General features: G+C 35.6%; 13 protein-coding genes and 1 pseudogene. 1 reads left to right on the top strand and 13 read right to left on the bottom strand.

The genetic code is table 11. The features are described 5' to 3' along the window. Positions 1–41: 41 nt before the first annotated feature. The 6 genes from lepB to PLX19_RS05875 form a co-directional block, all read right to left on the bottom strand. The gene (gene lepB / locus PLX19_RS05900) at positions 42–584 is read right to left on the bottom strand and encodes a signal peptidase I (RefSeq protein WP_272187578.1); all 543 of its coding nucleotides are present in this window, start codon (positions 582–584) and stop codon (positions 42–44) included. Positions 585–600: 16 nt separating this feature from the next. Next, positions 601–1,281, bottom strand: a complete 681-nt coding sequence (locus PLX19_RS05895) for a copper homeostasis protein CutC (protein ID WP_272187577.1) — start codon at positions 1,279–1,281, stop codon at positions 601–603. A gap of 59 nt (positions 1,282–1,340) precedes the next feature. Then, complete coding sequence (locus PLX19_RS05890; RefSeq protein ID WP_272187576.1) at positions 1,341–2,495, bottom strand: acyl-CoA dehydrogenase family protein; 1,155 nt, start codon at positions 2,493–2,495, stop codon at positions 1,341–1,343. 207 nt (positions 2,496–2,702) lie between these two features. Then, positions 2,703–3,332, bottom strand: coding sequence for a YdcF family protein (locus PLX19_RS05885; protein WP_272187575.1), 630 nt, complete (start codon positions 3,330–3,332; stop codon positions 2,703–2,705). A 336-nt stretch (positions 3,333–3,668) separates the two neighbouring features. Continuing rightward, positions 3,669–4,166, bottom strand: a complete 498-nt coding sequence (locus PLX19_RS05880) for a GNAT family N-acetyltransferase (RefSeq protein WP_272187574.1) — start codon at positions 4,164–4,166, stop codon at positions 3,669–3,671. A gap of 12 nt (positions 4,167–4,178) precedes the next feature. Then, entirely contained in the window at positions 4,179–4,757 is a 579-nt protein-coding gene (locus PLX19_RS05875) for a GNAT family N-acetyltransferase (RefSeq protein ID WP_272187573.1), read from the bottom strand. A 97-nt stretch (positions 4,758–4,854) separates the two neighbouring features. On the opposite strand from PLX19_RS05875, the pseudogene PLX19_RS05870 reads away from it, so the two are divergent. Then, a pseudogene (locus PLX19_RS05870) lies at positions 4,855–5,692 on the top strand (alpha/beta fold hydrolase). Between the two features lie 63 nt (positions 5,693–5,755). On the opposite strand, the gene PLX19_RS05865 reads toward PLX19_RS05870, so the two are convergent. From PLX19_RS05865 to serC, 7 genes are all read right to left on the bottom strand, one after another. Further along, positions 5,756–6,568 (bottom strand): GNAT family N-acetyltransferase, encoded by an 813-nt coding sequence (locus PLX19_RS05865; RefSeq protein ID WP_272187572.1) that lies wholly within the window; start codon positions 6,566–6,568, stop codon positions 5,756–5,758. A 144-nt stretch (positions 6,569–6,712) separates the two neighbouring features. Further along, entirely contained in the window at positions 6,713–9,025 is a 2,313-nt protein-coding gene (locus PLX19_RS05860) for an AAA domain-containing protein (RefSeq protein ID WP_442869027.1), read from the bottom strand. A 325-nt stretch (positions 9,026–9,350) separates the two neighbouring features. Beyond that, complete coding sequence (locus tag PLX19_RS05855; protein ID WP_272187570.1) at positions 9,351–10,742, bottom strand: sensor histidine kinase; 1,392 nt, start codon at positions 10,740–10,742, stop codon at positions 9,351–9,353. A 1-nt stretch (position 10,743) separates the two neighbouring features. After that, positions 10,744–11,421 (bottom strand): response regulator transcription factor, encoded by a 678-nt coding sequence (locus PLX19_RS05850; protein WP_272187920.1) that lies wholly within the window; start codon positions 11,419–11,421, stop codon positions 10,744–10,746. A 90-nt stretch (positions 11,422–11,511) separates the two neighbouring features. Further along, entirely contained in the window at positions 11,512–12,759 is a 1,248-nt protein-coding gene (locus PLX19_RS05845; RefSeq protein ID WP_272187569.1) for a DUF1015 domain-containing protein, read from the bottom strand. Positions 12,760–12,816: 57 nt separating this feature from the next. After that, a complete protein-coding gene (locus tag PLX19_RS05840) occupies positions 12,817–13,989 on the bottom strand; it encodes a 3-phosphoglycerate dehydrogenase family protein (RefSeq protein ID WP_272187568.1) in 1,173 nt (390 codons plus the stop codon). A 12-nt stretch (positions 13,990–14,001) separates the two neighbouring features. Beyond that, positions 14,002–15,084 (bottom strand): 3-phosphoserine/phosphohydroxythreonine transaminase, encoded by a 1,083-nt coding sequence (gene serC / locus PLX19_RS05835; RefSeq protein WP_272187567.1) that lies wholly within the window; start codon positions 15,082–15,084, stop codon positions 14,002–14,004. Positions 15,085–15,166 lie beyond the last annotated feature (82 nt).

Raw genomic sequence — 15,166 nt, 5'->3', positions numbered from 1 at the left:
AATCAAAACTCCAGATGAGTTTTGATTCCTTCCAAACACGATTATAACGATCTAGCATGCTGCAGTGGCCAAAATACTACTGAACCTTTCCCAACAATTTGTTTTTCAGAAACAACTCCAAATGCTCGGCTATCTTTAGATACTTGACGATTATCTCCTAGTACAAATACAGAACCTTTTGGAACAGTTTTTTGTCCAGTTATTCCTTCTAATGTGAAATCAGGAGTTAACACCTCACCTGATATTTGCTTTTTATATTCATCTAAATACGGTTCAGCTACTGCTTTACCATTTACATATAAAACATCATGTTTATATTCGATTGTGTCCCCCGGTAACCCAATTACTCGTTTCACTAAATCATGCCCTTCATTCCCATGGAAGACGATAATTTCAAAACGATCTAACCCTTGTACGCTATAGCCAATTTTATTTACAACCATCCGCTCATTGTTTTCCAGCGTTGGCATCATAGATTCCCCTTGTACAAGCGATGGTGTAAATAAAAATGCTCGACAAACAAATGCAATAATTAAAGCGAAAGCAATACTTTTAACCCATGACATAATCTCACTCTTTTTCATCTATCCACTATCTCCTTTAACAACTAGTCATTTTTGCGATTTCTTGTACATTTTGAGCTACAACTTCACCAAAGCACGATTTCCCTTCTCTCACCGCAGTACCTACGTGGGCTTGTGTAATCCCTGTTTCATGCAGTAATCGTTGTACATTTTCTTTCGTGACACCACTACCAACAATCATTTCTATTTGCCCTTCACTTGCTTCGTGCATTTGACGCAAGACCGAAATGTTATCTTCTATTTTCCCTTGTCCGCCAGATGTTAAAATATGTGTGACTTTCTTCGACCTCCGCAATATTTTGACGGCCGCTATTAAATCCGCCATTTCATCAATTGCGCGGTGAAACGTCACATTCATTTCCTCAGCTACTTCTAATAATTTTGCCAACTTTTCTTCATCAATTTCATTCTTTTCATTTAAAACACCTAATACAACACCAGCTGCACCAAGCTCTTTTGCCACTCGAATATCTTCTTTCAATAATTCTATTTCTTCATTAGAATATACAAAAGACTTAGCATGCGGACGAATCATTACATGCACCGGAATAGAAACAGCAGCTATCACGTTTTTTATTAACGCGTAGCTTGGTGTAAGACCACCTTCTGTAAAAGCTGTAATTAATTCTAGCCGTTTCCCACCGCCACGCTCAATCCGTTTGGCATCTTCTAAACATGTTGCGATGACTTCTAGCATTCGTTAACTCCTTTTTGTACATTGTCCATTTTATTATATACGAAAAAGGAAAGTAGTACCTATTTTTCAACACCAAAATCTTGCAAAGCGCGCTGAGCTAATAGCGAAATTGTCATATCATCCATTGGAGGATTATGAAGGCCAGCGCGTACATGTAAATAATAACGGTGTAATGGATTTTTTTCAGATAGACTCCTTGCTCCGACGATACGCATCGCCTTATCTACAATAGAAATCGCTGCATTTGTCACCGTATATTTTACCGCTGCCATCTCGGCTTGCATACACTGTTTATTTTCTTCTTCATAGCGCTTTGCAACACTATATAAAAAAGAACGAGCTTGCATCATCTCTAATTCTATTTCTCCTATTAATCTTTGCACATTTGGCACCGTCGCAATCGGCCCTTTCAAACTATTTGGTTGATACGTTACAGCAAATTGCAAAGCATACTGCCGCGCTGATTGGGCAATTCCGAGATAACAAGCCGGAATGTGCAGAAGCCATCCTCTTCTCTTTTCTATACTACGCGGAGAGATTTTCTCAACAAAATATTTATACGGAACTACTACTTGTTCTAAAATTAAATCATGACTTGCTGTACCGCGCATAGCTACACTATCCCACGTTTCCTCAATTGAAACACCCTCTGTACGACACGGAACAAGAAATTCTCCTACTTCTTCTGTTCCTTCTATAGATGCGGAAACAAGGAAATAATCTAATACCGGTGCCATTGTTGTAAATGTTTTTTGTCCTGAAATAATCCACTTATCTCCTTTTCGTACTGCAATTGTCTCTAGCCTTCCTCCTCTTGTCGGACTTCCCGTATTTCTTTCCGTTGCAGCACGGTTTATAAGTGCCCCGTTCTTCACCGCCTTACAAAGCCAAGAAAACATTTTTTTATCCCATGAACGATTTTCTGATAGTTCATGCATAATCCCAAGATGCCATCCCATACATAGTGCCGTTGCACCATCGCCCTGTGCAATGTATTCTTGAAATAGTAAAAAATCATATAAAGATATGCCTATCCCACCTTCGTCCTTTGGAACTGTCCATGATGTATACCCAATTCCTTTTAAATCTACTACATTTTCAAAAGGAAATGAATACAATTTATCTAACTGCTGTTCTCTCTTTGAAAATAGAGTGATATATGGTTGTAATTTACTAAGCCGCTCTTGTTGCTCTTTCGTTCTTACAAAATCCATTTCATCAACCCTTTCCACGTCATCCTAAAATTATATGCATTCAGTTCTCTTTCGTTATAACACACCAAATATTTCGTTCATTGATCTTTCACTTTACACATTCTTTTCCTTAAACATATTAATCCACACCTCAATTGTTACACTATTCCGATATAAAAACAATGTTTTGAACAAAAAAAGATTTCCTAAAACATTAGGAAATCTCCTTTATTCATCACCCTTTATAAACCGAACAGGTAAGGATGCAACATAACCAATATAAGAGCATAACTCTTTAAAAAAGAACGGTAACTCTGTATCTAGACTGCGGTACGCAGACGTTGGTGTTGGTGAAGAATAGGCATCCATACCGAGATGCTTAGCAATTTGCATTGCTCGTTTCATGTGAAGTGGATCGCTTACAACTGTATACGTTTGTATGCCATTTTCTTTTCCAATCTGCAGAGCATTTTTTAAATTCTCTTCTGTAAAACGCGACTCTGTTTCAATTAAAATATCCTCATCTCTTACACCATGCTTTAGTGCATATATTTTTGATGTACGCGCTTCTTCTAATTCCGCTTCAAATTTCGTACCACCTGTAAAAATAATTTTTTTAACATTTCCATTTTGATAGAGAGAAATAGCATGATTTATTCTCTCGCGAAGTACTGGTGATGGTTTCCCATTCCAAGAAGCAGCACCTAACACAACTGCCACATCTGTATCAACTCGATCTGTCTTAGAACAATAATTCCAAATATCATACGCCGCATAACTAACAAATACAATAATGGAACCAAGTACGAATAAGAGTGCCTGCACCACCCTTATTTTTATACTTCTTTTTTTCTTCATAAACTTATAGCCCCCGTAACTCATACATACTTTATAAAAAATTCGTTTCAACGAATAATCGGTCAATTTATCATTTACATTCATCTGAAAAAAGGTAGTTTTCTTATATAACAGTTCTAAAAAAGAGGTTGCAATAAAAAGAAACTTTTATATTTCACACTGACATGAGTGGTCTATTTACAATAACAACTTATATTTATCTCAAACTCTTAACTTCTATATTGTAGCGAATTTTTCTGCAGAATGGAATCATGAATCAAAAGTATATAAAATACGTAATCATTTTGTAAGAAAAAAATGCCCCCTAGCATGCTAGGAGACATTTCCCTTAAACTGTTATTTCAAAATCCAATATTTCATATGTTCTTCCTGTAACACACAACAAAAACCAGATTTTTCCAATACCCTCGCAGAAGCAGTATTATTTGTTAAACATTCCGCTTTAATCGTCGTTACATTTTGCTGATCTAATAACCACTCCACAAGACCTTTTACCATTTCTGTAGCATATCCATTTCCTTGGTAATCTGGGACAATACTATATCCAATTTCCACAATCCCATTCACATCTGGACCACCTTTACAGCCCATGTCGCCAATAATTGTATTATCTTTTTTATGAATAATAAGACCACTCCACCTACTACTTTCCGGATTTTCCTGTAGTCGCTCTGCTTTCCACGGTAAAATTTCCGCATAATCAGGCATTGGCCACTGATCCGAAATTTTATAAGGAATTACTTTCGAAAGTTCCTCATTTCCTTTTATTGTAGCCTCTACTAACTCTAAAGTGAAAGAAATCATTTTTAAATGTTCTGTTTCTATATACGGCAACTTAATCCCCCTCTACTTATAACACATTAATTTATTTTCTAATTGCTCTTTTACACTTGGCCAATCTTCCGAAATAATACTATAAACAACCGCATCCCTCACATATCCATTTGGAAGTTTACGTTCATTTCGCATTACACCTTCTTTAACTGCTCCTAGCCTTTCAATTGCCCGCTGTGACTTTTCATTGCGAGCATCTGTTTTAATTTGTACACGCAACATTCCTAGCTCCTCAAATGCGTAGCGAAGCATCATATATTTGCACTCTGTATTTACACTTGTACGTTGAACGCTTGGACTGTACCAAGTATGTCCAAGCTCTGCTGTTTTGCAATCCATTGACATGTTGTATAGCCGCGTCGTTCCCACAATTTCATTTTTTGTTTGATCAATTACAGTAAACGGAAGGTCAACTCCCCTTTTATACTTTTCTAATGATTCTTCAACTAATCTTTCCATATCTTCCATGCAATCCATTTTCGCTATTAAATATGCCCAAATGTCGGGGTGCTTTTCAATAATAGCATACAATGGCCTAACATCATTTATAGATAATAACTGCAATTTTGCTCGATTATATATAAATTCCATAAAACAGTCCCCTTTTCTTTCCATCTCTATTATATAATAATATCAATTGTATAAATCTTCAAAATATCAGACTAAAAATACTTAGGGGGAATATATTTTGAAACGCTATTTTATCAACAACGGGAAAACAGATGTACATATTACAGAATGGGGCAATGAAAATAACCCTGTAATCTTTTGTTTACACGGATTAGGCAGCACGAGTCTTAGCTTTATCGAAGTTGCTGAAGAGCTTAGAGGAGTATAGGTTGATTGCAATTGATGCGCCTGGACACGGTAAAACTTCTCCATTTGAACAAGCTGAAGAATACGAAATGCCTCGTTTGGCAACCTGGCTAAACGACTTATTGGATCATCTTGAGATTGGTCAATTTTATTTTTTATCACATTCTTGGGGAAGTTTTGCATCATTATTTTATTTAGCGGAATATCCAGAAAGAGTAAAAGGTTCCATTCTCATTGATGGTGGCTATCAAACGAAAAGACTTAAGAACCAAACTATGGAAGAAGAAGTAGCGTACTATGAAAAAGATTTTGAAGAATATGTGTTTGATAATTGGAAAGATTTCTTCAATAGTGAAAAAAAAGTATATACAAGGTGGTCTCCGCTCATAGAAATGTCAGTAAAAGATCTTGGATTAGAACAGAACAATAAAATATATTGGCACGCAAGAGGCATAACAGCTGGAAATATTATTAAAGCTATGCATAAACACGAAACAGCAGATATTTATGAAAACTTGCCATCCAATATCATATTACTAAGAGCTACATTACCGAGCAGCTGGAACGAATACCGGGATAAGACAGCAAATATTTTTGAGCAGAAAACAAGAGGAACAGTAAAATGCATTCCTAATACAACTCACATGCTACATTGTGATAATCCAGAGGCTGTAGTAGAGGAAATAAGGAAGAATTGGTCTCGTTCTTAATTCACAATTCCCACCTCTCTTCTTTGATTCTCTCATTTTTGAGGTGGGGGATCTTACTGCCCGTTAATATGGGATAAATGTGAAACTATAGTCTGTTACTGCTGTAAACCCGAGTTTTTCGTATAAACTTCTAGCTGATATATTATTAGAAGATGTTTGTAAAATAGGGATTTTACCACAATTCAAGCAATCTAAAATCATATGAGACAATAATATTTTTCCATATTTTTGCCCACGAAATTTTTCTTCAACATAAAATGTTGTGAATTCAATGTAATTCTTTGTATAACTTCCATATCTCCCCATTCCGATTGGCACATTGTCATGCATAACAAAAAAAATCCCTTTCTCAATATCATTGCTTATTTTTTCTTTATTGATCAAACGCTGCAACTGTTCTTCATTACTCGGCTGAAAAAAGTGAATGAAAAATTTATGAATGAACGATATATCATATTCATTATGAATAGCTTTTCTAACTATTGGAACATCTTTATCTTTCGTACATTTCTGACCATATACATAATGAGTATCCCTACTAATCTCCTCCTTTATCCCTAAATACTTAAAAATACTTTCTACATATTCACTCTTCCCAGCAAGAAGTATAGAATTTCTTTTCAAACACTCGATCTGTTTTGCGATAACTAAAAGTTTGGTTTTGTCTTTTATCCAAAACGTAGTAAAATATGTATTACCTTCATCTTTTATATACAAAATGCTAGTTATTTCATTGTCATCCTTCTCCACATAACATTCTCCAAGTTGTTCATTTTCCAAACCTTGAATTGCTAATGTTTGAAACATCTCTTCCCTATATAAACAACATCGCATTTCTTCTTTACAACTTTCATCTATTTCTGTTAACAATTCCATTTCTTTCACCTCATAACATTTATTCGACAAATTCGAAATCATTCCTTTACAACCTATGTTTAATCAAAATAACCTCAGACACTTTTGTCTGAGGTTATTTTTGATTTATTTCCCATACCATATAAATCCATTTTGAAAAAAACTCTATATTTTTATATCTAAAAACCCTTTTAGTACTCCAATTGTTTGCGGAGCCTGTAGTCTTGCTGTTATATACGGAAATTCTGGACTACCATCAAAGATCATCTGAGATGTTAATGGGGCACCTACCCACATGATATCGTCATCGATAATAACAAATGGCATCACTTTATTTTGGCGATGCACTTGTACGTTTTTTATCGGAACTTGACCTTCTGTATAGATCATTACCGACGCTTCTGCATGTGCTAATGCTTGCCATACTCTTTTATCTATACGACTTGAATTAGGAATAGATACAATGATTTTCTTTTTCGCTGAGATCATATCTTTTAATAATACTTTCGTCTCTTCTTTGCTTGTTTGTACAAACCACCGTAACCTTTTCGTAATCTTCCGCTCTAAAATCGCCCTCAATGTTGTACGATCATACACATCTCCTTGCCTTTGTATATGAGACGTTAAATGAGATAAAGCTTGTTTTCGCGAAAGATTTTTCCTCATATATTGACAATCTGATAGTTGAATAAATTTCCCTCTCGCCCTCGTAACTGCAACGTTAACGAGACGGTGGTTTTTTTGATCAAAGAAGAGCACACCCGGTCGTTCTCGCGGATAGCTATCAACTGTATCGAACAAAATCATATCACGCTCAGATCCTTGAAATTTATGAACAGTTGCCGCTAGTACCGGTGCATTTTTGAACTTTGTTTTTTGAAGAAATTCCCTTATGCACGTTGATAAAAAGCGCGACTGAGCACGGTATGGTGTTACAATACCAATTGACGGTATTCCATCCATTAAGCCAATTAGCGTAAGCTGCATCGCTATTAATCCAGAAAAAATATTATAACGTGAGCTTGATGCTACGTCTTTTAATGAATAAGCGCCCATATTACTTGTATCTAGTAAAACCGCTGCTTCTTTCATGAAGGGCTGTAAAGTCGCTATTTTATCTCGCTCTATAACAGAAGGATGATCGAACACTTCGTTTTTATAAATAAATTCGTTCGTAAAGCTTGAAATATGTGGATGCATACGCCGCTGTTCTTGCAGCATGTATAAATTCGGATGCTTTTTACGTTCATTTACCACTTCTACTATTCCCGCATGATAAAACACATCTTCTTTTAACCACTTATTCACAAGCTCATGATTTGATAAAGCAATTGGCGGTAATTGTAGAAAGTCCCCGCACACAACAATACGCTTTCCTAAAGAAGCTGCTAATGCAATTTGCGGAACATATGCCATACTTACTTCATCGACGACCACAAGATCAAACGCTCTTTCATACACAAGTGAATCGATTGCACATTTCGATAATGTTGCCCCAATAACTTTTGCATTTTCAATATACTCTTTTTCAACTTCTTTCACTTTTGCTTTTTGCTTGCGAAGGTCTCCTTCTATTTCCTGCATTTTTCTCTTTTCAGCAGAAGTCGCTTTAAAAGAAAGAATTTTTCGTCTTAATTCTTGCCTTAATTCTTCTAAATAGAGCCTTTCTTCTTCCCATTCTTCATTTGTTGATTCAACTAATCGCGTAGTTAATAACGTTTCATGATTACGAATTTGTTCATTTTGACTAAAACCATACCGAATCACATCTCCCGGTATCCACTTTTCTTTTTTCTCAATTTGTTTTGTTACTTCACTCATTAATACATCAACTGCTGCATTACTATGAGCTAATACAAGAACAGATTTTCCACTTTGATAATGAGCTGCAATAATACGTGATAAATTGTATGATTTCCCGGTTCCTGGCGGTCCCCAGACGTACGTTGTTGCATTATAAAAAGCGCGGTATGCAAGTTCATTTTTCTCTTTTTTCATTTTCGCAATATGTTTTGGTTCACTCGTTCCTTGTAGTAACCGTTTCACGCGCTGACGTCTTTGTTTATCTTTTCTTACTTCTTTTAAACGTTCTTGTAACTGTTCTAACAGCTGCCACGGCTCACTATATAACACCGCTTCATGTATATGTTGCTGCATGTAATAATTGAGTTTGATTTCAATGTCTAATCCTTGAACAGATAATACTTCTCCAGTTGCTTCCTCACCGTCAAATTCAATTCGAATCGGTGTTCCGTCTGGTAAACTTATTTCAGAAATAAGCTGAAATACATAGACACTACTTTCATAGTCTGTATACAAAAACCGTCCATTTATAATGGATAATTTGTTTCCACCAACTGTCTTCCAATGTTTAATTTCATATATTAACGCTTCATGCCACTCTTTCATCGTTTCTGTTAATGAAGGAGTTTGCGCAGATGTAATCATGTTTAGATCTCCTTCCTCTACTGCAAACATACTTTCTCACTATACCATAAAATCTAAAGCTTGACTGAAAGTGAAATCCTTCCTAATGGAGAGTAAATTCAATGTTTTGAAACAAAACATAAAAAACCGCAGTAAAATTCCACCACGGTTTTTCATTTTATCAATCCTTTTTGTACAAGCCTTCTATGAAATTTTTCAACATCTAAGTCGCTGCTATGCAAAATAAAATATAATCTGCACTTACTTTCTCCCCTTACATGTGGTAAAAAAGAACTGACTGCTTCTATACAAGGTCAGATGCTCTCATCCACCTAAAAAGTAAAGAGGTTTTTAGGTCGTTTTTAACTTATATACCCTAAACATTATTAGTTATTTTCGGAAGATAAATTGTAAACGTAGTTCCTTCGCCTTTTACACTTTGGACAGTAATACTTCCTTCATGAAGGTCAATAATTTTTTTTACAATTGAAAGCCCAAGTCCACTACCTTCAATCGTTCTATTTCGCGCCTCATCTACTTTGTAGAATCGATCAAAAATCTTGTCAATCTCATCTTCGCCCATACCAATCCCTGTGTCAGAAATCGTAAGACACAATTCCGATTCTTTCTCTTCTCCATAAAATGAAATGGTACCGCCACTTTCTGTGAATTTAATACTATTCGTCAGTAAATTTGTCCACACTTGATGGAGTAAGTTTTCATCACCGTACACTTGTATATTTGGAACATCCAATTCAATTGCAACATCTTTTTCACGCCATTGCCACTCTAACATAAAAATAACATCTCTTATTTGTTTTCCAACATCAAATGTTTTCTTATCTAAAACTCTCTCTTCTTTATCCAGAGATGCAAGCGTTAATAATTGTTTACACAAACTAGACATACGTCTACTTTCTGATTCAATAATTTTCAAATAACGCTTACGCTCGGATTCACTCATCTCATTTGTTTGTAACGTCTTCGAAAATCCTTGAATCGATGAAAGTGGAGATTGAAATTCATGGGAAACGTTTGAAACAAACTCTTGTCGCATCCGATCTAAATCCTTTAAGCTTTTTGCCATTTTACGAAAACTGACAGCCAGTGTTCCAATTTCATCTTTTCGATATTCTGGCAGGGCTACTTCATACTCTCCGTTTGCAATTTTTTTTGTTGCATTTGTAAAAAGCTGAATAGGACGCACAATAAACCGAGCTGCAATTGCAATAAGAATAATACTTAATCCGACCATTAAACATAATAATACAGAAAAGAAAATACGCATTTCACCAAATTGTTGCTGAATATCAGGACGAATAAAGAGCGCATACTGCTTATCATCATGTTGGATTGGAATCCCAATACTATTTAAAAGTTCATTATCAAAAAAGCCTGTTATAAACAACCGTGTCGGATAAGTTGAAATACCATTATATGTATGACCTTTTAATACACTCTCTATTGTTTCGTCACTCACATTAATTTTTCGAAATGCATTTCCATATCGTTTTCCTTGTTTTTGATCATCTACTACATAAATTTCAAAACCGAGATTAGAAATAGATTTCAAATATTCTTCTCGATTTTGTTCATCGGATTGCTCATATAAATGTTTTACTTCTTGTGCGTATTTTAAAATTTTTTCACTGTTATATGGTTTCAAATAAAGATGATAATACACATTCGATAATAAAAACCCAATCATACTGCTAACTAACATAATGACAATCGATATTATTACAAATCTTGAATATAATGATCGCATTTTATTTCAACTCCAATTTATATCCAAGACCACGTACCGTCTTAATTTGAAAATCATCTGTCCGTTTCGAAAAACGATCACGCAATCGCTTAATATGGACATCTACAGTGCGTTCATCACCTGCAAAATCCACTCCCCACACAAGTTCAATCAATTCTTCACGAGAAAAAATCCGTCCGGGGTAACTCGCAAGCTGTGATAACAACTCAAATTCTTTTAACGGCAACAAAATGATTTGTTCCTCGCAACGTACTTCATAGCTTTTTCGATCGATTGTCGTTCCATGCAATTGAATGACATCTGCACTTAGCATTTGATAACGGCGTAATAATGCTTTCATTCGAAATAATACTTCAGCAGGTTCAAATGGCTTTACAATATAATCATCTGTCCCGACGGAAAAGCCCTTCTCCTTATCTACTAACTGATCTTTTGCTGTTAACATAATAACTGGTATATCATAATATTTTCTAATTTCTTCACAAAGTGTGTAACCATCTACATGCGGCATCATGATGTCAACAATTGCTAAATGAATCGTTTCTTTCTCTAATATAGACTGTGCTGCTTTTCCATCTTCTGCTTCCCACACTGTATACCCTTCTTTTTGAAGGTGATAACGAAGGAGCTCTCTTATATGTAAATCATCATCAGCTAACAAAATATGTATCATATATATCAAACCCTTTCCTTCAGTCAGTACGACTATACATTATAAGATAGGTACATAATATGCAAGAAAAAAAGAGAAAGCAATTTGCTCCCTCTTCTATTCCAACGAATGAATAAATAAACCGCTGCGAAGTTTTGGTTCAAACCATGTTGATTTTGGCGGCATTACTTCCCCTGCATCTGCAATAGCTAATAAATCTTCCATTGTTGTTGGATACATTGAAAAAGCAACGGCCCATCCTTCCTCATCAACCATTCTCTCTAACGCTTTCAGTCCTCGTATTCCTCCAACAAAATCAATTCTGTCATTTGTACGCGGATCATCAATATGTAAAATGGTATGTAATAATTGATCTTGTAAAATTGATACATCTAATCTATTTACGACATCCTTTTCATCAACCCTATCTTCTTTTACAGTCAATTTATACCATACTTTATTCAAATACATTCCAAACGTATGACGCTCTGTCGGTTTAAAAGGTGCTACTTCTGCTTTTTCTACATAAAAAGCTTGAGATATCGCTTGTAAAAATTGTACTTCTGATAACCCATTTATATCTTTTACAATACGATTATAATCCCAAATCTCTAATTCATCTTTCGGAAAAAGTACAGATAAAAAATAATTAAACTCTTCTTCACCTGTATAGTCTGCATGCGCTTCGCGGCGCATCATTCCCACTTTCACAGCCGATGCAGAGCGATGATGACCGTCAGCAATATATAAAGAAGGGATGTCCTCAAACAATTCGATTAATGTAGCGATAACTCTTTCTTCATGAATCATCCACGCTTTATGTCCAATTGCATCATCTGCTGTAAAGTCATAAACAGGGCCATGCGTTATTTTCCAATTCGCGATTACATTTACAATTTCATTGTTCCCGCGATATGTTACAAAGATAGGTCCTGTATGAGCATTACACACATCAACATGACGGATACGATCTTTTTCTTTTTCAGCTCTTGTCCGCTCATGTTTCTTAATTGTGTCGTTTATATATTCATCAATTGATGTACAAACAACAAGTCCTGTTTGAGAACGACCATTCATTGTAAGTTCATAAATGTAAAAACATGGTCGTTCTTCTTGTATAAGCACACCCTCTTCAATTAAGTATTGTAAATTTCCCTTCGCTTTCTCATACACCGCATTAGCATATGGGGAAATAGATGAATCTAAGTCAATTTCTGCCTTATCAACATGCAAAAACGAATATGGATTATCTTTTGCAGTTTCTCTAGCTTCCTTACTATTGAGTACATCATATGGAAGAGCAGCTACTTCATTTGCTCGCTCTTGTATAGGACGAACTGCCCGAAATGGTTTAATTGTTACCACCAAAATCTCCTCCTTATCCTCATTAACAAGTAGTAAACTCTAGAAGCACCTACCACTTTATACAATCATTCGTACTGCTACGACACCTGCAATGTCTCTAATATTCGCTAAAACATCTTCTTTAAGAATATCATCTATCCCATTATCAATATCAATCATTGTATATGCAAAAGAGCCTTTACTACGATTAATCATATCTGCAATATTTATATGATGCTCCGCTAAGCATGCCGTAATTTGTCCAACCATGTTTGGAATATTTTGATGCGCAATTGTAATTCGTTTTTTGCCGATATACGGTAGGTCTACATCTGGATAATTTACTGAATTGCGGATATTACCCGTTTCTAAAAAACTTTGCAGTTGCCGTGCTGCCATAATCGCACAATTTTCCTCTGATTCATATGTAGATGCACCAAGATGCGGCGTTGCAATGACATTTTTCATTTGCAGCACACGCTCGTTTGGAAAGTCTGTTATATAATGATTCACTGCCCCCGTATGAAGCGCCCGTTCCAACGCATCTTCGTCAATAAGCTCGCCGCGAGAAAAATTTAAAATGCGAACTCCTTTTTTCATTACTTGAAGTGCATGTTCATTTATAAAACCTCGCGTTTGTTCAACCAATGGAACATGTAAGGTAATATAATCGCATGTCGCAAAAACTTCTTCTAAACTAAACGCTCGCTGCACTTGTCTCGATAATCGCCAAGCTGTTTCAACAGAAACATATGGATCATAACCAACGACGTCCATTCCTAATGATAAAGCATCATTTGCAACAAGGGCCCCAATTGCACCTAGTCCAATAATCCCAAGACGTTTCGAGGCGATTTCTGAACCAACATATTGCTTTTTCCCTTTCTCGACAAGTTGAGGTACTTCTTCACCTTGCAGACCTTTTGTCCATACAATACCGTCTACAACATTACGAGATGACATAATTAAACTTGCAAGTACAAGTTCTTTTACAGCATTTGCATTAGCTCCAGGTGTATTAAAAACAACAATCCCTTTTTCTGTACACCGTTCTACTGGTATATTATTTACACCTGCCCCCGCTCTTGCAATTGCTTTTAAATCACTTGAAAACTCCTCATGATGCAATGAGTAGCTTCGCAATAACATACCATCAGGATTCTCAATAGTTTCTCCTATTCTATATCTCTCTTTTGAAAACGTAGCAATTCCTTTTTCGGCAATTTGATTCAATGTTTGAATATGAAACATTTTTTCATCCCCTTATTTGAACTTCTTTTCAAATGCATACATGAAATTCACAAGTGATTGTACACCTTCCACTGGCATTGCGTTATAAATACTAGCACGCATACCGCCAACTGAGCGATGCCCTTTTAATTCTTCAAGGCCATGCTTTTTCGCTTCTTGAATAAACAATGCATTTCTTTCATTTGAAGACGTTGTAAATGGAATATTCATTAAAGATCGATATGTAGTATGTACTGGTGAAGTGAACACGCTTGATTCATCTAAAAAATTGTATAAAATTTCTGCTTTTTTGTAATTTCTTTTTTCAATTTCCTGTACGCCTCCTTGTACTTTCAGCCACTGCAAAACTAGTTTTGTTACATAAATACTGAAAGCTGGCGGGGTATTATAAAGTGAATTATGTTTACTGTAAGTTTCATAGTTTAACATAGTCGGACAAGAAGAATTAGCAGCGCCAATTAAATCCTTACGAACGATGACAACCGTTAATCCTGCAGGTCCTAAATTTTTCTGTGCTCCAGCATAAATGAGTCCAAACTTTGTAACATCATACTCTTCAGATAAAATATTGGAAGACATATCAGCAATGAGTGGGATTTTTCCTGTCTCAGGAATGTTTACATAACGCGTACCTTCAATTGTATTATTCGTTGTAATATGCATATAATCTATTTCTTGAGAAAGAAGTGTACGATTGAATTCTGGAATGGATGTAAATCGGTCATTTTCAGAAGATGCAACAACCGAAACCGTTCCCACTTTTTCTGCTTCTTCGATTGCTTTTTTTGACCAGGAGCCTGTATACACATATGCCGCTTGTTTATATCGGTGCATTAAATTTAGTGGAATCATGGAGAATTGTAAAGATGCGCCTCCTTGAATAAAAAGGACTTCATAATTTTCAGGGATATTCATTAACTCACATAATAAACTTTTCGTTTCGTCTATAATTTCCTGAAAAGCTGTTGATCTATGACTCATTTCCATTATCGACATACCTGTTTCCTGATAGTTCAGTAATTCTTTTTGTACTTGCTCTAAAACAGGAATAGGAAGTATGGATGGCCCCGCTGAAAAATTGTATACTCGATGCATCACATTCCCCTCTTTCTAATTTGTTTTTATAAATTTTAAAACTTTCTGAATTATAACTCATATAAAATACCCGGTCAAATTG

The organism is Bacillus sp. BP-3 (genome assembly GCF_028401955.1).
In the GTDB taxonomy this organism is placed as follows: Bacteria; Bacillota; Bacilli; order Bacillales; family Bacillaceae_G; genus Bacillus_A.
Note: the sequence above shows the minus strand (reverse complement) of the source record. Positions and strands in the feature narration are given on the sequence as shown.

Excerpts from the sequence above, each read along its gene's own strand:
- PLX19_RS05895 (WP_272187577.1), bottom strand. The coding sequence starts at position 1,281 with ATGCTAGAAGTCATCGCAACATGTTTAGAAGATGCCAAACGGATTGAG.
- PLX19_RS05890 (WP_272187576.1), bottom strand. The coding sequence starts at position 2,495 with ATGGATTTTGTAAGAACGAAAGAGCAACAAGAGCGGCTTAGTAAATTA.
- PLX19_RS05855 (WP_272187570.1), bottom strand. The coding sequence starts at position 10,742 with ATGCGATCATTATATTCAAGATTTGTAATAATATCGATTGTCATTATG.
- lepB (WP_272187578.1), bottom strand. The coding sequence starts at position 584 with ATGAAAAAGAGTGAGATTATGTCATGGGTTAAAAGTATTGCTTTCGCT.
- PLX19_RS05860 (WP_442869027.1), bottom strand. The coding sequence starts at position 9,025 with ATGTTTGCAGTAGAGGAAGGAGATCTAAACATGATTACATCTGCGCAA.
- PLX19_RS05885 (WP_272187575.1), bottom strand. The coding sequence starts at position 3,332 with ATGAAGAAAAAAAGAAGTATAAAAATAAGGGTGGTGCAGGCACTCTTA.
- PLX19_RS05875 (WP_272187573.1), bottom strand. The coding sequence starts at position 4,757 with ATGGAATTTATATATAATCGAGCAAAATTGCAGTTATTATCTATAAAT.
- PLX19_RS05840 (WP_272187568.1), bottom strand. The coding sequence starts at position 13,989 with ATGTTTCATATTCAAACATTGAATCAAATTGCCGAAAAAGGAATTGCT.
- PLX19_RS05865 (WP_272187572.1), bottom strand. The coding sequence starts at position 6,568 with ATGGAATTGTTAACAGAAATAGATGAAAGTTGTAAAGAAGAAATGCGA.
- serC (WP_272187567.1), bottom strand. The coding sequence starts at position 15,084 with ATGCATCGAGTATACAATTTTTCAGCGGGGCCATCCATACTTCCTATT.